Genomic DNA, 18,198 nt, shown 5'->3' with positions numbered 1-18,198 from the left:
GTCCCTCAGGGGGATGTCGCCTCTGGCGTGGGCTGGGATTCCCCTCCCTCCGACGCCTCCGAGGCCCGAAGGAGCTTTTTGCGCACCAGGTGAATGTGGTTGCGCAGGGCATACAGCTCATCGGCATAGGACAGGGGCACGCTCACTTTTTCGACCTGCGCCTCCAGCGCACTCAGGGCCTTGAGCAGCGCGGCTGTGTCGGTTTTTCCGGCTTCCAGGTCATTTTCGACCTCGCGCAGGCGGCCGTACCAGCGGAACACGCGCGAGCGCACGCGGAATTGGTACAGCGGAGGCACGATGCGCGACAGCGGCAGCATGATCGCCAGCAAAATGCCCAGCACCAGCCACATGCGCTCGATCAGGTTGGCAATCCAGAACGGCAGGTAGCGCTGCAGCATGGGCACGGCCTCATTCATGGCGCGGTCGGCTTCCTTGGCAATGGGCAGCTCGCTGTTGCGCGCGTTGGGGAACTCGCGTGCACGGTTGAACCAGCCTGCGCCACCGTGCAGCTTTTGTGCGTTCTGTGCAAACAGCGTGAGCAAGGCCGGGTGGGTGCCCTCGCGCGCCAGCAGTGAGGTGGTGGACGCCACCAGCCGCACGTCCCGCGCGGGCACGTTGGTGGCCAGGTCCACCACGCCACGGGGCAGGGTGACCGGCGTCAGGAACGGAAAGCGCCGTGCATAGGCCTCGTGCTGGGCGAAGTCCAGCAGCTGGACGCCCGGGGTCTGCAGCAGCATCTGCACCATCAGGGATTCGGGGGCCGATGCGAACACCAGCGCGTCGAGCTTGCCCGCCAGGAAGTCCACGGTGGCCGGGGTCTGGTCCAGGCGCGAGAGCTTGACCACCCCCCGCTCGACCCTGTTGGCCTCCAGCAGGCGTTCCATCAGCGTGGGCACGCCACTGCCTTGCGAGCCCACATTCACATGCAGGCCACGCAGTTGCCGCAGCCCATCCAGCCGGGGCGTGTTGTACATGCGCTGCGCCGTTTCGGTGCGGTAGAACAGCCAGACGGGTTCCACAAACAGGTTGCCCAGCGACACCAGTTCGTCGGGGTCGTCGGGCAGGAGTTCAGCGGTTCCGCCCTGTACGAAAGCCACATCCGCCTTGCCTTCGCGCAGCAGTTGCAGGTTGTGCGATGAGCCCTCGCTGGGCAGCAGCACCACCTCGATGCCGTCCACGGCCAGGGCTTTCTGGTAGCGCTTGCCAAACTCTTCGTAGGCGCTCTGTGCGGGCCCGGTGGCCAGGGTCACGGTCTTGGGCGGATTGGGGTTGAGCCACCAGTAAGCCAGCGCCAGCAGCCCCACCGCCAGAAAAGCGAGCGGGCCGGCGGACACGATCAGATCGCGCAGGGAAAGCAGGGTGTTGCGAAGGGCCTGGGACATGGAGTGGGAGTCGGGATGGAAGGAGCGGTGCAGATACAGAGGGCGGTGCGGCGCGCGGGCTGGGGCGGGTTGGCGTCTTCCGATCCCCGCCCATGGAGGGCATCCAGCGGCCCGTGGATTATCCGGGGAGGCGGCCCCTGGCGTGCGCATTGCCCCCCACATCCTGATTGGCCGCGCCCGAAGCCCGGGCCGTCTACTTTGGCAGGCGGCGCTGCTGGCGTTCGTAGGCCATGCACTCCTGCAGGGACAGCGCATCGTTCTGGTCCACGTCCGCAGCCTCGAAGTAGGCCATGCGTGCCTGCACCACTTCCTTGAACGACAGCTTGCCGTCCCCGTCCTTGTCGGCCGCCGCCAGCCGTTTCAGCTGGTTTTTGCCAATGCGGGGCAATTGGCCCAGGTGTGCGAGGTGCACGTAGCCATCGGCATCGGGCCCCAGGCTGTGCCAGCCCTGCACGATGTCCTGGTGGAACTCTTCCAGTGACACGCTGCCGTCGTGGTTGAGGTCGGCCGACGCGCAAATGGCCTCTAGCCGGTGGGTGAGGGCCTTGGCCGCTGGTTGGTGGCCCTGTGCGGCGGGGCGGGGCGGGGTGGCGGGGGAGGACACCGGGGTGTCGGCCGCATGGGCGGTGCGGGCTGCCATGGCCATTGTCATGGCCAGCGCCAAGGCACAAGCACTTGCGCAGATCCGGTGAGGGGTTCGTTGCATGGGCGCTCCTTACCACCACCAGCGCTGGCTGGGGCTGCGGTTGCAGGGCCAGACCATGGTGGGTGCGCCCTGGCGGACCCGGCCATCTTCCACGTCCAGGCATTTGCCGTTGAGCTGGCTCACGATCTGCCCGCCACGGGTGGACCAGCTCTGGCTGGGGGCGCCCGAGCAGGGCCACAGCACCACGCGCGCACCATCGCGTGGATCGCCTCGGTCCACGTCCACGCACAGGTCGCGCACCCGGATCTCGCCGCCACGCCCCACGCTGAAGCGCTGGGAGGCCGTGCCGTTGCACTCATACACCTGCAGCAGGGTGCCGGGCTGGAACCGGCCGCCTTGCACATCCAGGCACAGGCGCCCGTCCACGCGGATTTCGCCGCCACGGCCACCACCGTAGTCGGGGTAGTCCGGGTACTCGGGCCGCCGGTCGTCGTCGTGCCGGTTGTGGTTGGCCAGCAGCGCAACGCCGGCGATGGCGGCCACCGCCGCCACGGCCGCACCGGTGTTGGAGCCGCTGTTGCTGCCGGAGGCGTAGGTGCGCGTGATCCTGAAGCGGCCACCGCAGCCGCCGTTGGTCCACAGCTCGCGGTGGGTCAGGTCGTAGCCCCAGGTGCGGTTGAAGCGGCAGGCCCCCTGCGTTTGCTCGCTCAGGTCCACCTGGGTGGTGTCGTCGGGCAGGCGGTACGAGGCATAGCCCCCGTTCGACTGCAGTTCCACCCACTGGTCCTGGGCCTGGACGGCCTGGGCGCTGAGCAGCAGAGGCAGGCACAACAGCCACGCGTGCCGCAGGCGGTTCGGGTTTTTCATGGGGCTTCTCTCCTTGTCGCGATGAGGGCATGGCACCGCGCGGATGAAGCCGGCAGGGCCGTCGCCTGATGCCGTGCATCATAGGACGGTCTGCCGGCCCTGCGTGTGCCCGCACGCCATGCCCGGCGGTGCGCCATGGCCGGACGCCCATGGCGGGGACGAGGGTGAGAAGAGGGGACTGGCCGAAGCTACTTGAGCAGCAGCGCCGGCCCGCTGCCATTGATGCGGAACACCGCCACCGCGCTCACCAGGTCGTCGGCCTGCCCGCGCAGGCTGGAGGCCGCGGCCGCCATCTCCTCCACCAGCGCCGCGTTCTGCTGCGTGGCCTGGTCCATCAGCGTGACGGCCTCGCCCACCTGGGTGACTCCCGAACTCTGCTCGGAGCTGGCCGCGCTGATCTCGCCCATGATGTGCGTCACATTGCGGATGCTGGTGACCACCTCCGTCATGGTGTGGCCTGCCTTGTCCACCAGGGCGGTGCCATGCTCCACGCGGCCCACGCTTTCCGTGATCAGATGCTTGATCTCCTTGGCCGCCGCTGCGCTGCGCTGGGCCAGGTTGCGCACCTCGCTGGCCACCACGGCAAAGCCCCGGCCTTGGTCGCCTGCGCGGGCGGCCTCCACGGCGGCATTGAGCGCGAGGATGTTGGTCTGGAACGCAATGCCATCGATCACGCTGATGATGTCGTTGATCTTGCGGCTGGACTCGTTGATGTCCTTCATCGTGGCCACCACCAGGGCCACCACGTCGCCGCCCTGCTGCGCGATGGTCGAGGCCGAGTGCGCCAGCCGGTTGGCATTGACCGCGTTGTCCGCGTTCTGCTTCACGGTGGAGCCCAGTTGCTCCATCGACGCCGCTGTTTGCTGCAGCGCGCTGGCCTGCTGCTCGGTGCGCATGGACAGGTTGTGGTTGCCCTGCGCGATCTCGGCGCTGGCGGTGGACACGCTCTCCGACCCCTGGCGCACCCCTGCGACCAGGCTGGACAGGCTCAGGCGCATGGCCTCCATCGACGCGACCACGGCGGCAATCTCGTCCTTGCCGCGGGCCACCAGCGGGGTGGTCAGGTTGCCCTGGGCAAATTCCCGGGTGGCGTGGTTGGCCTCGCCCAGCGGCCTGACGATGGAGCGCGTGGTCGCCATGCCCAGCACGCAGGCAAACACCACCATCGCCACGCTGAGCAGGACCAGTTGCAGGCGCAGCGATTCAAACTGGCGCATCGATTGCTCACTGGCCCGCTTGCTGATGGCGTCGCTCTCTGCCAGGAAGGCTTCGATGTTCCCCACCAGCTTGGTGAGCAGGGGGCGGCATTCTGCGTTGATTTTCTGGATCGCCACGTCCTTTTCGCCCTGGCTGCCCAGGCGCGTGATCTCCAGCGCGATGGGCCCGTAGGCGGCCTCGGTGTCCTTGGTCTGGGCCAGCAGTGGGCGCAGGGGGGCTGTCTCTGGCGGGGCGGCCTGGAGGGCCTCCTCCACGCCCTTGAGCGCGCGGCCCATGTTGTCATGCGCTACACCAATGCGCCGGGTTTCGGCGTCGGCGTCTTCCTTGGAGCCTGCAATCACCAGGTTGCGGGCCGCCACGGCCCGCGCGTTGGCCGCATCGAGGACCCGGTTGCCCAGGCTCTTGACGACATTGAGGTGATTGACCTGGTTGTCCAGGCTCTCCTGTGTCAGGGACTCTCCGCGGATGCCCATGATGGCCACCAGGACCAGGGCGCAGGTCAGAACAACGTAACCAATGCCAAGACGCGTCTTGATACTCAGGTTCTGCAGGACATTCATGCGATGGACCCTCCAAGTTGTTACAAAAGATGATGCACTTTTCCGGGGTGAAAAACTCTTTTGGAAACATATTGTTAACAATTAACAACATGATCGAGGGTGTTGTCTGGGGTGCCACGCTGTGCGCCCCAGGAGCTGGGTGGCTGGTTGGTGCCCGTCTGAGGCCCTGATGTTGGGGGGCTGGCCGGTTCCGTCAAGCAAATTTTGACCGCGCGGGGCTGGCTGCGGCGCGGCTGTGCACCGCGCTTCTGAACGCGGCCGAAAGCGCTGCCAGCGCATGGCGCTGCCTGCCGTCGCGGACCCGGGTGTGCAGCAGCACGGGCAGGCGCGGCAAGTCTGGCAGGCCGAGCCTGGTGCCCACATCCATGGCCCCCAGAGGCAGCATGCGCGGTGCCAGGGCGGCCACGCCCAGTCCGGCCATCACGGCGGCCACCACGGTGGCCACGCCGCCGCCCACGAAGATCTCGGTCCAGGGGATGCCCGCTGCATCCAGGGCCTGTCCGGCCATCGCGCGCACGCCGCAGGGCTCGGCCAGCGTGGCCAGCGGCAGGGGCTCGCCTGCACGGGGTTGCCAGCTGGGGGCCGCAAACCAGCCGAATTGCTCTTCGGCCAGCAGTTCGCCGTCGTCGCGCCCCCCATGCATGCGCACGATCACGGTATCGAGTTCGCGGCGGTCAAAGCTTTGCAGCAGGTCGCCGGACGATGCGATGCGGATCTCGATCAGCAACTGGGGGTCCTGCGCATTCATGCGCGCGATCAAGGCGGCAAGCTCCGGCCCTGCCACATGGTCACTGATGCCAATGGCCAGGCGCTGGCGGGCCTGCGCGAACGTGGCCAGCGCGCGGTCATGCACGGCCAGCAGCTCGCGCGCATGCTCCAGAAAGGCCGCACCCCGTGCCGACAGGTGCACATGGCGGGGCGTGCGCTCGATGAGCCGGCAGCCCAGCCGGTCTTCCAGCCGCTTGAGCTTCAGGCTCACGGCGGCCTGTGCCGTGCCCATGGCTTCGGCCGCGCGCGTGAAGCTGCCCAGCTCGGCAATGCGGACAAAGGCCTCCACGGCGTCCAGATCGAGGGAGCGCTCAATCATTTGAATTTGATATTTCTGAAATTGGTATCCATAGCATATTCGTATGGATAGCATCCCGCCACCCTCCCATGAAAGGACCCACCGATGCCGCTCATCCACATTGCCATGCGCGCCGGCAAGCCTGCTGCCTACCGGCAGGCGATCTTCGACACCCTGTACCGCGCCATGCGCGAAACCTTCAACGTGCCCGAGGACGACCAGTTCATGACCATCACCGAGCACGAGGCCGCGAACTTCCGCTACAGCCCGTCCTACCTGGGCGTGGCCCGCAGCGACGATGTGGTGTTCATCCAGATCACGGCCAACAACACACGCACGCTGGAGCAGAAGAAGGCGCTGTTCCAGCGCATCGCCCAGTTGCTGGGCGAAAGCCCGGGCCTGCGGCCCGAGGATGTGTTTGTGAACATTGTGGAAGTGGCCAAGGAGAACTGGTCCTTTGGCCACGGCCTGGCGCAATACGCCTGAATGCCTGAACGCCCGCAGAGGGGCGCTGCGCTTCAGCCCAGCTCGGCGGCCGAGGGCAGGTACAGCCCCTCTGCCGTCGTGATGGCGCGCGCGGCCCGCGCTGCACGGGCCGTGGCGATGGCCGTGGCCTCGGCCGCCATGGTGGCCAGCACCATCATGCCCAGGCTTTTGCCTGCGCGGCCTGTGCCCAGGCTGAAGAGGGTGTCGCCGTCGGACATGGTGTGCACCGGGTTGATGCTGCGGGCCAGACCGTCGTGCGCGGCCACGGCCAGGCGGTGGGCCTGCACCTTGGTGATCACCGCGTCGGTGGCGACCACGCCGATGGTGGTGTTGGTGCCCGCCAGCAGCGGCTGGGGCGGGTCGCCACGCAGCAGCGCGCGGCGCGTGTCGCGCAGGGCGAGGCCGTCGTCGGTGCGGGCCCCGGCGATGACTTGCGCGGTGTCGGGGTCGATCACATCGCCCAGCGCGTTGCAGGCAATGAGGGCGCCCACCGTGACGCCGTCCACGGTGACGGAAGCGGTGCCGATGCCGCCCTTCATGGCGCGCTGGATGCCGAAGATCTTGCCCAGGGCCGCGCCCGTGCCCGCGCCCACGTTGCCTTCGGCCGGATCGGCGGTGGATGCGGCCTCGCACGCCGCATAGCCTGCGGCCGCATCGGGGCGGATGCGCATGTCGCCCACCAGCAGGTCGAACAGCACGGCGGCGGGCACGATGGGCAGGCGGCCCACAGCCACGTCAAAACCGATGCCGCGCTCTTCGAGCCAGCGCACCGCGCCCGTGGCGGCATCCAGCCCCCAGGCGCTGCCGCCCGCCAGCACGATGGCGTGCACCTGGTCCACCAGGTTGGAGGGGTGCAGCAGGTCCGTCTCGCGCGTGCCGGGGGCGGCGCCGCGCACGTCCACGCCGGCCACGGCGCCCTCGCGGGTCATGATGACGGTGCAGCCCGTGGGGCGGCGGGTTTCGGTGAAGTGGCCGACCTCGATGCCGGCCACGCGGGTGATGCTGCCAGCGTCGCTGGCCAGTGCGTGAAGACTCATGGCCGTCGATTATGGAGCCCTGGCACCAGGCCGCTCTTGCCTGGCACCAGGTGGCGGCCGGCGATGGTCAAGAGGCTTTTTCGATGTGCGTCACGTGGTACGCACCGTTGACCTGTTCAGCACGAAAGCGCACCTTGTCGCCCGGTTGCAAGCTGCCCAGCACGCCAGCGTCTGCCACGCGGAACACCATGGTCATGGGGGGCATGCCCAGGTTCTTGATCTCGCCGTGCTTCAGCGTGACGCGCAGGGTGCGTGCGTCCCAGCGGGTGATTTCGCCTTCGCTCAGCTCCGCGCTTTGCGGCGTGGGTGGCGCGGCGTGGTGGCTGCTGTGGCTGTCCGAGGCGGCTGCGGCCGGGGCTTGGGCCAGCGCGGGCCCCGCGCCCAGGAGCAGCAGGCTGGCGGCCAGCGGGATGGTGAAAAGGATTTGTTTCATGTCGATGCCTTCTTGTTGTAGCTGCTGAACACCCGCGTGCCGCCGTCGTGTGCCACCAGCAGCACGTCGTAGGGATCGCGCTGGTTGCCATATACGGCGCCGTCCATGCCCGGCGAGCCCACGGGCATGCCGGGCACGGCCAGGCCCAGTGCCTTGGGCTTTTGCTGCAGCAGCTTGCGCACGTCGCTGGCGGGCACATGGCCTTCGACCAGGTAGCCGCCCACCAGGGTGGTGTGGCACGAGCCCAGCTTTTGCGGCAGGCCCAGGCGGGCGCGCACGGCGTTGTTGCCGGTGGCGTGCACCTTCACGGCAAAGCCGTGGGCCTGCATGTGGTCCACCCAGTCCTGGCAGCAGCCGCAGTTCGGGTCTTTCCAGACCTCCATGGGTGTGGAGGTTGCGGCGCGTGTGGTGGCGGGCAGCAGGGCGATGGCAAGGCCCGCGCCTGCCACGGGCAGTGCGGCGGCAAGCCATTGGCGGCGGGTGGGCAGGGCAGGCGTGGTGCGTGGTGTGGGTGTCATGGGGTTGCTCCGGCGTGGATGGGTGCGGGTCATGGCTTGCGCGGGCGAACGGTGATGGTGCCCGTCATGCCCGCCTGGTAGTGGCCCGCGATCAGGCAGGCAAAGTCGAATTGGCCTGGGCGGTTGAACTGCCACACGATGTCGCCCTTCTTGCCTGCAGCCACGTGGGCCATGTAGGGCTCGTCGTGCTCCATGCCGGGGTGCTTGGCCATCATCTCGGCGTGCGCGTCCAGCTCGGGCTTGGTGCCGATCACGATCTCGTGCAGCACCTGGCCCTTGTTCTCGGCACGCAGCCGAATGGTCTCGCCCTCGCGCACCTCGATGTGGCGGGGCGTGAAGCGCATGTCGTCCGTCATGCGGAGGGTGATGGTGCGTGCCACGGCCTTGTCGTCGCCCGCAATGCCCCAGGCTTTTTGCTCTTTCACCACCGGGGTGTTGCGGGCGGCGTGGGGCATGTTTTCATGGCCAAAAGAGGGCGCTGCGCCCGCCAGTAATGCGCAAGTAGCTATGAATTTGATAGTTTTCATAAGGGATTCCGATGTCAGTGTTGGTGGCCGCTGGCGGCGGGTTTGCGGGCGCTGGCCGCGCCGGGGGCGGTGCCCGGCGCCGTGGTGCGCGCGGGGCGGGGTGTGCTGGCGGGTGTGCCCTGCCATTCATAGGCCTGCGTGCCGGGTGGCTGCGGGTAGTCGCCCGGGTCGCGGTAGTCGCCTGCGGCCTGGCTGGCGCGCACCTTGAAGGTGGTGAACATGCCGCCCATCTCCAGCGGGCCGTAGGGGCCGGTGCCGGTCATCATGGGGAAGGTGTTGTCGGGCAGGGGCATCTCCATGGCTCCCATGTCGGCCATGCCGCGCTCGCCCATCACCATGTAGTCGGGCACGATCTTCTGAATCTTGCCGACCAGGCCCGCATGCTGAACGCCGATCATGGTGGGCACGCCGTGCCCCATGGCACCCATGGTGTGGTGGCTCTTGTGGCAGTGCAGGGCCCAGTCGCCCGGCTCGTCGGCAATCAGCTCGATCTGCCGCATCTGGCCCACGGCCACGTCGGTGGTCACCTCGGGCCAGCGCGCGCTTTTGGGCACGGGGCCACCGTCGGTGCCGGTCACCTCGAACTCGTGCCCGTGGATGTGGATGGGGTGGTTGGTCATGGTGAGGTTGCCCACGCGGATGCGCACCCGCTCGCCCTGGCGCGCCACCAGCGGGCTGATGGCGGGGAACACGCGGCTGTTCCAGCACCAGATGTTGTGGTCCAGCATGGTGTTGACCTTGGGGGTCATGCTGCCGGGCTCCACATCGAAGGCATTGAGCAAAAACGCGTAGTCGCGCTGCACCGGCGCGATGTTTGGGTGCGCGGCCTTCGGGTGGGTGATCCACAGGCCCATCATGCCCATGGCCATCTGCACCATTTCATCCGCATGCGGGTGGTACATGAAGGTGCCGGGGCGGCGCGCCACGAACTCATAGACAAAGGTCTTGCCGGGTGCGATGCCCGGCTGGTTGAGCCCGCCCACGCCGTCCATGCCGTTGGGCAGGCGCTGGCCGTGCCAGTGGATGGTGGTGTGTTCGGGCAGGCGGTTGGTGACGAAGATGCGCACGCGGTCGCCCTCGACCACCTCGATGGTGGGGCCGGGGCTCTGGCCGTTGTAACCCCACATATTGACCATGAAGCCGGGCGCCACCTCGCGCACCACGGGCTCGGCCACCAGGTGGAACTCCTTGACGCCGGCGTTCATGCGCCAGGGCGCCGTCCAGCCGTTCAGGGTGACCACGGGCTGGTAGGGGCGGCCGCTCTGCGGGTGCAGCGGCGGCGCGGTGTCGGCGCTGGTCTGCATGGCGGGCTCGGGCAGTGCGGCCAGGGCCACGCGGCTGACGGAGGCGGCGGCCACGGCCGTGGCGGCGCCGGAGAAGAAATTGCGGCGGTTCATGGTTCAGTGGCCTTGTGGGGTGGTGGAGGCTGTGGCGCCGGAAGTCAGGCCCTGCAGCGCACCGGGCGATGTGCCAGTCAAAGCGAGTTGCAGATCGGTCTCGGCCAGCCAGAAGTCGCGCTGCGCCTCGATCGCGTTGGCCACGGCCTGGGTGCTGGTGCGGGCCTCGGCCAGCAGCTCCCACACGCTGGCCAGCATGCCGTTGTAGCGCAGCGTGGTTTCGTCGGTGATGAACTGGCGCAGGGGCACGACCTCGCCCTGCTGCTGGCGCGCCAGGTCGAGCGCGGTGCGGTAGGTGAGCCAGGCGGCGCGCACCTCGCTGCGGGCGCGCACGGCGGTGTCCTGCAGCTGGGCGGCGCTTTGCTCTACCTCGGCCTGGGCGCGGGTGCGTGCGGCGCCGCCCCAGTCGAACAGAGGCAGGGGCAGTTCCAGCTCCCAGCCGCGTTTCACATCGGTGTGCCCCGTGTCGCGTTCGGTGCTGGTGTTGCGGCTGTAGGCCAGGCCGATGTCGCCGAACACCGCGCCCGCGCGGCTCCAGCCCTGGCGGGTGGCCTGGGTGTCGAGCTGGCGGCGGGCCGCCTGCACGTCCAGCCGTTCGCGCAAGGCCGTGGCTTCGATGCCGTCTGCGGGCAGGGCGCTGGCGGGCAGCGGTGGCAGCTGGGCAGCCAACTGGTACTGCGTCTGCGCGCCCCACAGGCCCAGGCGGCGGTGGAGGTCTTCGCGCGCGGTGGCGGCGGCCAGTCGGGCGCGGGCGTGTTGGCGGGTGGCGTCGTGCAGCGTGGCCTGCTCGCGGGCCTGCCGCAGGCGGCTCCAGTTGCCCACCTGCACCATGCGGCGGGCCAGTTCGGCGCCGGCCTCGGCGGCTTCCACCATGCGCTCGTGTGCGGCGGCCACTTGCTCGGCCGCCACGGCGCGCAGCCAGGCGCGGCGGGTGTCGGCGGCCAGCAGCACCACGTCCTGCGCGGTTTGCAGCGTGGCGATCTGCAGGCGCTCGGCCTGGCGCTCGGTGCGCCAGGGCAGGGTGATGAGGTCCAGCAGGCCGAAGGCCAGGGTGCGCTCGATCTCGCGCTCGTGGCTGTTGGCAAAACGCCCCAGGCTCAGGTGCGGATTGGGCAGCGTGATGGCCTGCACCCGCTCGGCATCGGCCACGCCCAGCGCGGCCAGGCGGGCCTGCAGGCCGGGGTTGTTCAGCAGGGCAATGCGCACGGCCGCATCTTGCGTGAGGGGCTGGGCCAGCCAGCCTTCCATGGATTGCTGTGCCGTGGCGCGGGCTGCGGGGTCGGTGGCGGGCAGGGCTGCCTGCACGCCACCGGTGCGGCCCTGGGTGAGCGCGGCCACGTCGCTGCGCAGTCCGTCGGGCGACACGCTGGCGCAGCCCGCGAGGACGAGGGCGGCGGCAAGGGCAGTTAGGCGGGGCAGGCGAGTCATGGCTGGCTCCCGTGCATGGGCTTGTCGCCGTGGTGGCTGCGGTGGTGCGGGGGCATGGGCTTGGGGGCTGCGCCGGAAGCGCCGTCACCGCCACTGTGCTGGTGTGAGGACGATGAGGGCGGGGTGGGCGCGGTGCCTTGCTGCTTCTCCCACGCCACGATGTCGGCGTGGCCGCGCGGGAACTGGCCGACCGCATGGTGGGCGCCTTGCCAGGTTTGCCCTGTGGGCAATTCGGCCAAGGCGATGGGGGCTGGGGGGGCGGGATGCGCCAGTGGCGCCGTGGCCGCACCGGGTTCGGCCGCCGGGGCGCCAGGGTGGGTGTGGGGGCTCTGGGCGAGGGCGGGGGGCACCGCGATCAGCGGTATGAGCAGTGCAAGACTGGCCAGCCGGGTGCGGGGCTGCCGCAGGCGTGGAGTCGGGGGGTAAACAACAAGGGCGCGCATGGCGATCTCCAGACAGCGAGAAAAACAGGCAATGCGCTGCAACCGGCGCGCCCTGACTGGGGCGAACCGGCGGTGCAGACGCACTTCGGGCGTCGGAGATCAGGCGATGGGGGGTTTGATGGCCAGTGCCGCAGGGGCACTGTCAAACTGCGCGGAAGCCCAGGGGCGCAGGGCCCCGGGGGGCAGGTGGGCTGGGGTCAGCGCGGCAGGCGCATCCAGCATGGCCGAGTGGCAGATTTCGCAGGCCGAGCAGGCGGCATGGTGGTCGTGGGCGGTGCAGCCAGCGGTGGTGCCGTCGCACAGGGCGGCATCGGTGGGCCCTGCGGGTGCCGATGCATGGTCGTGGTCATGGCCCGCCTCGGGCTCCGTGGCCTCGGGGCTGCCAGCCTGTGCCCCCTGGGCGCCCGAGGGGGACTGGTGGCCTGCCGCCGCAGCGGGGGCATCGGCCTGCACGTGGCTGTGCGGTGCCTCCAGGGGCTGCAGCGGGGGCAGCACCCCGGCGGCCATGGCGGTGCCGGTGAGGCCCCGAAGGACCAGCACCACCATCAGCAAGAGGGAAAGGCCGCGACGCATCCGTCAATGATACGGGGCTTGACGCAAAGTTCCCCACAGTCTGTCTGGGGCTACACCGCCATGTAGCGCCCTGGCCGGTGGTTCATGGCCAGCACCAGGTTCAGCGCCACGGCGCCCGCGATGGACCAGGCCACGCGCAGGGGCTCCACCGTCCACAGCGCCAGCAGCACGATGCAGCAATCCACGGCCATCTGCACCTTGCCTGCGCGCCAGCCATAGCGGTCCTGCAGGTACAGCGCGGCAATGCCCACGCCGCCCAGGCTGCAGCGGTGGCGGAACAGCACGAGGAAGCCAGTTCCCGTGATCAGCCCGCCCGCAATGGCCGCATACAGCGGCTGCAGCTGTGCAAACTGCAGGAACTGCGACTGCAGCTCGGTCAGCAGCGACAGCAGCAGCACGGCGATGAAGGTCTTGACGGTGAACGCCCGCCCCAGCTTGCGCAGCGCCAGCCAGTAGAACGGCAGGTTGAGCACAAAGAAGATCTTGCCGAAGCCAATGCCCGTGGCGTAGTGCAACAAGAACGCCAGCCCCGCCGTGCCCCCCGTGAGCAGGCCCGCACTGGTGAAAAACGCCACCCCCACCGAGATCAGCAGCACCCCTGTGAAGATCGCCACGGCGTCTTCCGTGAGGCTGTGGGGCACGGCAACGGGGGCGACGGAGGGTGCAGGGGAGGCTGGGGGGCTGGACATGGATGGAAAAAAGCAGGCGAGGAGAGGGGGAGGGCGTGCGCCGAATTGGAGCACGCAAGCCCCATGCCGGGCTTGTCGCGCGTCAAGCTTCGGCGCCATGGCGGGCGCTGTAGGGGCGTTGTTGTGGTATGGGGTTACTCCTTATTTGATAGCTGCTTTGGCAAGCTGGTAGCGCCCAAAGGCCATTTTTTATCCAAACTCTCACCCAGGGCCGTCGCGGCCAGTGCCTTGTCGATCAACTGGGTGACCTCCGGCCGGGGGGCCATGGGCGCGAACGCACTCACCCGTGCGCGGCCGATGTTGCCCATGGGAAGGCGTGCCAGCGCGTGGCCCAGCGGCACCAGCGCCAGCCGCAGCAGCTGGCCTGCCGCCTCACGCGGGTCGCGCCGCTGCAGGGCGTAGCGCAGCATGGCGGTGTGCGAGCGCCAGTGCAGCGCCAGCGTGGTCTGCCCCAGCACATGGGCGGCCTCCAGCCAGCGCCAGCGCGTGGCGGGCGGCGCCCCGGCGTCGCGGGCGAAGGCGGCGAGCAGGTGGTCAAACGCGGCTTGTTGCTGCCAGGGCGGGGTGGCTGCGCCTGCACCGTGCTGTGCGGCCAGCTGGCGCCAGCGCCGCTGGCGGTGCCGGTAGAACAGCCGGGCAAAGGCCGCGCTCAGCGGCGTCATCAGCCAGGGCAGGTGGCGGGCCACGACCTCGATGTCGTCGGTGTACAGCGTGCGGCCATCGGGCAGCGCCTGCAGGGTGATGCGGTGGTCCCAGCGCCGCATCAGCGTGCCCTCGCCGTTGTCGCGCAGCGTGGGCCAGCCACCGGCCTGGGCGGGCGCCTCGATGGAGATGCGCACGGTTTGCGGGCCCATGGGCAGCAGGCCCAACAGCCACATCTGCACGCGCAGGTCGCCGGGCGACCAGTGGGCGGGCCAGGGCGCGCCGCCCGGGCGCCTGAACCGCACCAGCGGCGCGGTGATGTGGCGGAACACGGCGGTGCTTTGCAGCTGCGCCGCCACCCAGCCGGGCGGCGCGTTCAAGGGGGTGGACAGGTGCACGCGCATGGCTCAATGCCCCTGCAGCTGCGCACCCGCGGTGGTGCCGGCCAGCTCCTGCCGGGCATGGCGGACCACGCTCCAGCCCCCGCTGATGGCCAGGCCCGCCATGATGGCGGCGACCACCAGGTCGGGCCACACGGTGCCCGTGCCCAGCACGCCCAGGGTCGCGCCCATCACGGCCAGGTTGCCCAGCGCGTCGTTGCGGGTGCACAGCCACACGCCACGCATGTTGGCGTCGCCCTCTCGGTACGCATACAGCAGCACGGCCACGCCCAGGTTGGCGGCCAGCGCCAGCAGGCCCACGCCGCCCATGGTGAAGGGCTCGGGTGGAATGCCCTGCCATGCGCCCCAGGCCACGCGGCCAATCACAAACACGCCAAAGGCCAGCATGCTGGCGCCCTTGACCAACGCAGCACGGGCGCGCCAACTGAGGGCCATGGCCAGCACCCACAGCGACAGGCCGTAGTTGGCCGCGTCGCCCAGAAAGTCGATGGCATCGGCCAGCAGCGAGGCCGAGCCCGAGCGCACGCCTGCGCCCAGCTCCAGCACAAACATCGCGGCGTTGACGAGGAGCGCGATCCACAGGATGCGGCGGTAGCGCGGGTCGGCGCCGGCAGGCGCGCCGTGGCTGTGGCCGGGGGCGCCGTGGTCATGGTGGTCGTGATTGCAATGGGCAGACATGGATTTCTTCTCCTGGCGGCTTTTGAAAGCGATGGCATCATTGGAAACCTTGAAGTCACTTGAAGGTCAAGCCCATGCATCAACATGCCGCGCAGTTCCGTATTGGCGAGGCCGCCCAGCAGTCCGGGGTGTCGGCCGCCAACATCCGCTATTACGAGAAGGAGGGCCTGCTGCCCCCCGGTGCGCGCGAGGGCAACAGCTACCGCCTGTACAGCGGCGCCGATGTGCACCAGCTGCGCTTTATCCGCCTGTGCCGGGCCATGGACATGTCGCTGGACGAGGTGCGCACCCTGCTGGCGCTGGACTGGGGCCGCAAGGCCGACTGCGACGCCGCGCGCGACACGCTGGATGCCCACCTGCAGCATGTGCGTATGCGCCTGGCCGAGCTGCAGGCGCTGGAGTCCGACCTGCTCGCACTGCGCAGCCGCTGCGATGGCTCGGACGCCACCTGCCACATCATCGAAGCCCTGCACGAGCGCGCCGACGCGCAGCAGGCGGCCCTGCCCGCCCCGGCGGGGCTGGGCAAGCGCCATGTGTGAGGGCATGTTTCCCGGTGGAAGGGGATGCTCTATTTTTGATAGCTGGTAGCGCTGGTGGTGAAAGCCCTGGAGCCAGAAAATGCCGGAAGGCCCCGCCTGCCCGCGGGAGGGCGCCCGCCTGCAGGCCGCCGCTATGATCCGGCCATGATCTCGCGCCTGCCCGGCCTTGCCCTGCCCGAACGTGTGTGGAACACCGCGCGGCGCTGGGCGGTGGCCTGGTGGCGCATCCTGTACCTGGGGGCGGTGGTGCTGGTGTTGGTGCTGTCGCCGTCGAGCTACGGCAAGGGCACGCGCCGGGCATTGGCCCGCCACCTGGTTCTGGACACGGCGCCGGTGCTGCTGGGCTTTACGGTGCTGGCGGCGCTCATCAGCCTGGTGCTCACGCGCATCGTGGTGGTCACGGCGCTGAGCTATGGGCTCTCGCGCTATGCGCTGGAGATGGTGATCCGCGTGCTGGTGCTGGAGCTGATTCCGCTCACGGCGGCTTTGTTCGTGGCCATGCGCTGCACCATCCCCAACGGCGCGCAGCTGTCGCGCCTGCGGCAGGCGGGCCGGTTCGATGCGCTGCGCAGCCAGGGCTCCGACCCCGTGCGCACCGAGCTGCTGCCGCGTGTGATGGCCGGCGTGTTTGCCTGCGTCACGCTGGCGGCGTTGAGCTGCGTGGTGGCATTGGTGCTGGCCTACCTGGGCGTGTATGGTTTCAGCATGGCCGGGCTGTCCGGCTACACGCGCATGTTCGGCCAGGTGTTCTCGCCCAGCGTGACCCTGGTGTTCGTGCTCAAGACGCTGTTCTTCAGCCTGGCCGTGGCGCTGATTCCCATGGCCGCAGGCCTGTACGACGGCGGCGAACGCACCCAGCCCGATTCGGAGCTGGGTGGCCTGGCCCGCATGTTTGCCGTGCTGCTGCTGATCGAGATGGCCTCGCTCATGGGCAACTACTACTGACTTACTGGCTCTACACGACGCAATGACCGACCCCACCCCGACGACGCCCCCCACCGCAGCTGATGGCATGCCACCGGTCGAAACCCTGCGGCCGGTGGCCCACCTGGAGCTGAAGGCGGCGGCGCTGCTGCTGTTCACGCTGGCGCTCATCGTGGGCTCGGGCCTGTACCTGTTGTATGCGCGGGGCGCGTTCGAGCCCACCCAGACCCTGGTCCTCACGGCCGACGATTCCGAAGGCGTGGTGGTGGGAATGGACATGACGTTCTCGGGCTTCCCCATCGGCCGGGTGCGCCGCATCGAGCTGGCCGACAGCGGCAATGCCCGCATCCTGGTCGATGTGCCCCGCAAGGACGCGCACTGGCTGCGCGTGTCCAGCGTTTTCACGCTGGTGCGGGGGCTGGTGGGGGGCACCAACATCCGGGCGTACTCTGGCATCCTCACCGACGATCCGTTGCTCGACGGCGCCGTGCGGCCCGTGCTGCGCGGCGATGCCACCGCCGAGATCCCTCAGCTCATGGCCACCGCGCGCGAGCTGCTCACCAACCTCAATGCGCTGACCGCCCCCGATGCCGCGCTGGGCAACAGCCTGACCAATGTGAAAACCCTCACCGACCGCCTCAGCGGCCCCGGTGGAGCGCTGGGCGTGCTGATGGGCAACGAGGCCGATGCCAGGAAGGTCATTGCCACGCTGGAGCGCACCAACGCGCTGCTGGCGCGGCTTGATGGCATGGCCGCGCGGGCCGACCGGCAGGTGCTGGGCAGCGACGGCAGCAAGGATGCGCTGGTGCCCGAGGTGCGTGCCGCCGTCGCGCAGCTCAATGGCCTGCTGGCCGACACCCGCGCCAGCGTCAAGAAGGTGGACGCCGTGCTGGCCGAGGCCCAGGCCGTTGGCGCCAACGCCCGCGAGGCCACCAATGACCTGGGGGCTTTGCGTGCCGAGGTGGAGAGCAACCTGCGCAAGGTGGAAAGCCTGGTCAACGAGATCAACCGCAAATGGCCTTTTGCGCGTGACACGGAGCTGAAACTGCCATGAAGCCATTTGCGATGTCCCGCCTGCGGGCGCCGGTGCGGCTGGGCGCCATGGCCTGCGCCTTGCTGCTGGCGGCCTGCTCCAGCAAGCCCCCGGTGCCCGATTGGCAGATGAATGCCCAGGCGGCCGCCACCAAGGCCACCGAGGCCTATTTGTCGGGCAATGCGCGCGTCGAGCTGCTGGAGTGGGAGCGGGCCCGCGCCGAAGTGGCCCGCACGGGCCGCCCTGATCTGCTGGCCCGGCTGGAGCTGATGCGCTGCGCTGCGCAGGTGGCCAGCTTGGTGGTGGCTCCGTGTGATCGGTTCGAGGCGCTGCGCCCGGATGCGGCGGCGCAGGAGCAGGCCTATGCCGACTATCTGGCCGGTCGTGTGTCGCCGCAGCAGGTGCCGCTGCTACCCGGGGCGCAGCGCAAGGCGGTCGCTTCGGGAGAGGCCGCCACGCTGGCGGGCATCGAAGACCCGCTTTCGCGCCTGGTCGCTGCCGGCGTCTTGTTCCAGGCCGGGCGTGCGGGCCCTGCGGTGATCGCTGCTGCCACCGACACGGCATCGGCCCAGGGCTGGCGCAGGCCGTTGCTGGCCTGGTTGCTACTGCAGGCACAGCGGGCCGAGGCAGCGGGGGATGCAGAAGCCGCCGCCGCACTGCGCCGCCGCGCGGGCATCGTGGAGCAGGGCGCGGCCCGGGTGAAGTAGGTGG

General features: G+C 69.3%; 21 protein-coding genes. 5 read left to right on the top strand and 16 right to left on the bottom strand.

Going from position 1 to position 18,198, the window contains the following annotated elements:
* Positions 1 to 5: 5 nt before the first annotated feature.
* From DBV10_RS03850 to DBV10_RS03830, 5 genes are all read right to left on the bottom strand, one after another.
* The gene (locus DBV10_RS03850; RefSeq protein ID WP_124510801.1) at positions 6 to 1,382 is read right to left on the bottom strand and encodes a TAXI family TRAP transporter solute-binding subunit; all 1,377 of its coding nucleotides are present in this window, start codon (positions 1,380 to 1,382) and stop codon (positions 6 to 8) included.
* A 193-nt stretch (positions 1,383 to 1,575) separates the two neighbouring features.
* Complete coding sequence (locus DBV10_RS03845; RefSeq protein ID WP_233589795.1) at positions 1,576 to 2,022, bottom strand: hypothetical protein; 447 nt, start codon at positions 2,020 to 2,022, stop codon at positions 1,576 to 1,578.
* 75 nt (positions 2,023 to 2,097) lie between these two features.
* On the bottom strand, positions 2,098 to 2,895 hold the full coding sequence (locus DBV10_RS03840) for a lectin (protein ID WP_124510797.1): 798 nt from the start codon (positions 2,893 to 2,895) through the stop codon (positions 2,098 to 2,100).
* 188 nt (positions 2,896 to 3,083) lie between these two features.
* On the bottom strand, positions 3,084 to 4,673 hold the full coding sequence (locus tag DBV10_RS03835; protein ID WP_199740031.1) for a methyl-accepting chemotaxis protein: 1,590 nt from the start codon (positions 4,671 to 4,673) through the stop codon (positions 3,084 to 3,086).
* Positions 4,674 to 4,866: 193 nt separating this feature from the next.
* On the bottom strand, positions 4,867 to 5,760 hold the full coding sequence (locus tag DBV10_RS03830) for a LysR family transcriptional regulator (RefSeq protein WP_124510795.1): 894 nt from the start codon (positions 5,758 to 5,760) through the stop codon (positions 4,867 to 4,869).
* Between the two features lie 84 nt (positions 5,761 to 5,844).
* Here DBV10_RS03830 and DBV10_RS03825 point away from each other — a divergent pair, with 84 nt between their 5' ends.
* Positions 5,845 to 6,225 (top strand): tautomerase family protein, encoded by a 381-nt coding sequence (locus tag DBV10_RS03825; protein WP_124510793.1) that lies wholly within the window; start codon positions 5,845 to 5,847, stop codon positions 6,223 to 6,225.
* A 32-nt stretch (positions 6,226 to 6,257) separates the two neighbouring features.
* Here the strand turns inward: DBV10_RS03825 and DBV10_RS03820 are convergent, their stop codons facing one another.
* The 11 genes from DBV10_RS03820 to DBV10_RS03770 all read right to left on the bottom strand — a co-directional run bounded on the left by DBV10_RS03820 (position 6,258) and on the right by DBV10_RS03770 (position 14,991).
* The gene (locus tag DBV10_RS03820) at positions 6,258 to 7,262 is read right to left on the bottom strand and encodes a P1 family peptidase (RefSeq protein WP_124510791.1); all 1,005 of its coding nucleotides are present in this window, start codon (positions 7,260 to 7,262) and stop codon (positions 6,258 to 6,260) included.
* A gap of 67 nt (positions 7,263 to 7,329) precedes the next feature.
* A complete protein-coding gene (locus tag DBV10_RS03815; RefSeq protein ID WP_124510789.1) occupies positions 7,330 to 7,695 on the bottom strand; it encodes a copper-binding protein in 366 nt (121 codons plus the stop codon).
* Positions 7,692 to 8,213: a DUF411 domain-containing protein gene (locus DBV10_RS03810; protein WP_124510787.1), complete on the bottom strand. Its 522-nt coding sequence runs from the start codon at positions 8,211 to 8,213 to the stop codon at positions 7,692 to 7,694. Before DBV10_RS03810 ends, DBV10_RS03815 begins: the two co-directional genes overlap by 4 nt.
* Before the next feature lie 29 nt (positions 8,214 to 8,242).
* A complete protein-coding gene (locus DBV10_RS03805; RefSeq protein WP_124510785.1) occupies positions 8,243 to 8,740 on the bottom strand; it encodes a plastocyanin/azurin family copper-binding protein in 498 nt (165 codons plus the stop codon).
* A 14-nt stretch (positions 8,741 to 8,754) separates the two neighbouring features.
* Positions 8,755 to 10,137, bottom strand: a complete 1,383-nt coding sequence (locus tag DBV10_RS03800) for a multicopper oxidase family protein (RefSeq protein WP_124510783.1) — start codon at positions 10,135 to 10,137, stop codon at positions 8,755 to 8,757.
* Positions 10,138 to 10,140: 3 nt separating this feature from the next.
* On the bottom strand, positions 10,141 to 11,565 hold the full coding sequence (locus tag DBV10_RS03795; RefSeq protein ID WP_124510782.1) for a TolC family protein: 1,425 nt from the start codon (positions 11,563 to 11,565) through the stop codon (positions 10,141 to 10,143).
* Positions 11,562 to 12,008 (bottom strand): hypothetical protein, encoded by a 447-nt coding sequence (locus DBV10_RS03790; RefSeq protein WP_124510780.1) that lies wholly within the window; start codon positions 12,006 to 12,008, stop codon positions 11,562 to 11,564. Before DBV10_RS03790 ends, DBV10_RS03795 begins: the two co-directional genes overlap by 4 nt.
* Before the next feature lie 99 nt (positions 12,009 to 12,107).
* Positions 12,108 to 12,581 carry a hypothetical protein gene (locus tag DBV10_RS03785; RefSeq protein ID WP_124510778.1) on the bottom strand — a complete coding sequence of 158 codons (474 nt, stop codon included), beginning with the start codon at positions 12,579 to 12,581 and terminating at the stop codon, positions 12,108 to 12,110.
* A gap of 50 nt (positions 12,582 to 12,631) precedes the next feature.
* Entirely contained in the window at positions 12,632 to 13,270 is a 639-nt protein-coding gene (locus DBV10_RS03780; protein ID WP_124510776.1) for a YitT family protein, read from the bottom strand.
* Positions 13,271 to 13,404: 134 nt separating this feature from the next.
* Positions 13,405 to 14,316, bottom strand: a complete 912-nt coding sequence (locus DBV10_RS23015; RefSeq protein WP_233589794.1) for a DUF3703 domain-containing protein — start codon at positions 14,314 to 14,316, stop codon at positions 13,405 to 13,407.
* Between the two features lie 3 nt (positions 14,317 to 14,319).
* Complete coding sequence (locus DBV10_RS03770) at positions 14,320 to 14,991, bottom strand: cation transporter (RefSeq protein ID WP_199740030.1); 672 nt, start codon at positions 14,989 to 14,991, stop codon at positions 14,320 to 14,322.
* 74 nt (positions 14,992 to 15,065) lie between these two features.
* On the opposite strand from DBV10_RS03770, the gene DBV10_RS03765 reads away from it, so the two are divergent.
* The 4 genes from DBV10_RS03765 (at position 15,066) to DBV10_RS03750 (ending at position 18,194) form a co-directional block, all read left to right on the top strand.
* Positions 15,066 to 15,530: a Cd(II)/Pb(II)-responsive transcriptional regulator gene (locus DBV10_RS03765; RefSeq protein ID WP_124510774.1), complete on the top strand. Its 465-nt coding sequence runs from the start codon at positions 15,066 to 15,068 to the stop codon at positions 15,528 to 15,530.
* Between the two features lie 144 nt (positions 15,531 to 15,674).
* The gene (locus DBV10_RS03760; RefSeq protein ID WP_124510772.1) at positions 15,675 to 16,475 is read left to right on the top strand and encodes an ABC transporter permease; all 801 of its coding nucleotides are present in this window, start codon (positions 15,675 to 15,677) and stop codon (positions 16,473 to 16,475) included.
* Positions 16,476 to 16,497: 22 nt separating this feature from the next.
* Positions 16,498 to 17,508, top strand: coding sequence for an MlaD family protein (locus tag DBV10_RS03755; protein WP_124510770.1), 1,011 nt, complete (start codon positions 16,498 to 16,500; stop codon positions 17,506 to 17,508).
* Positions 17,505 to 18,194, top strand: a complete 690-nt coding sequence (locus DBV10_RS03750; RefSeq protein ID WP_370451094.1) for a hypothetical protein — start codon at positions 17,505 to 17,507, stop codon at positions 18,192 to 18,194. The genes DBV10_RS03755 and DBV10_RS03750 overlap by 4 nt, the downstream gene beginning before the upstream one ends.
* Positions 18,195 to 18,198 lie beyond the last annotated feature (4 nt).

The sequence above is a fragment of the Acidovorax sp. FJL06 genome (assembly GCF_003852545.1).
GTDB lineage: Bacteria > Pseudomonadota > Gammaproteobacteria > Burkholderiales > Burkholderiaceae_C > Acidovorax.
The sequence above is the reverse complement of the archived record's forward strand: the minus strand, read 5'-3'. Positions and strand labels throughout refer to the sequence as shown.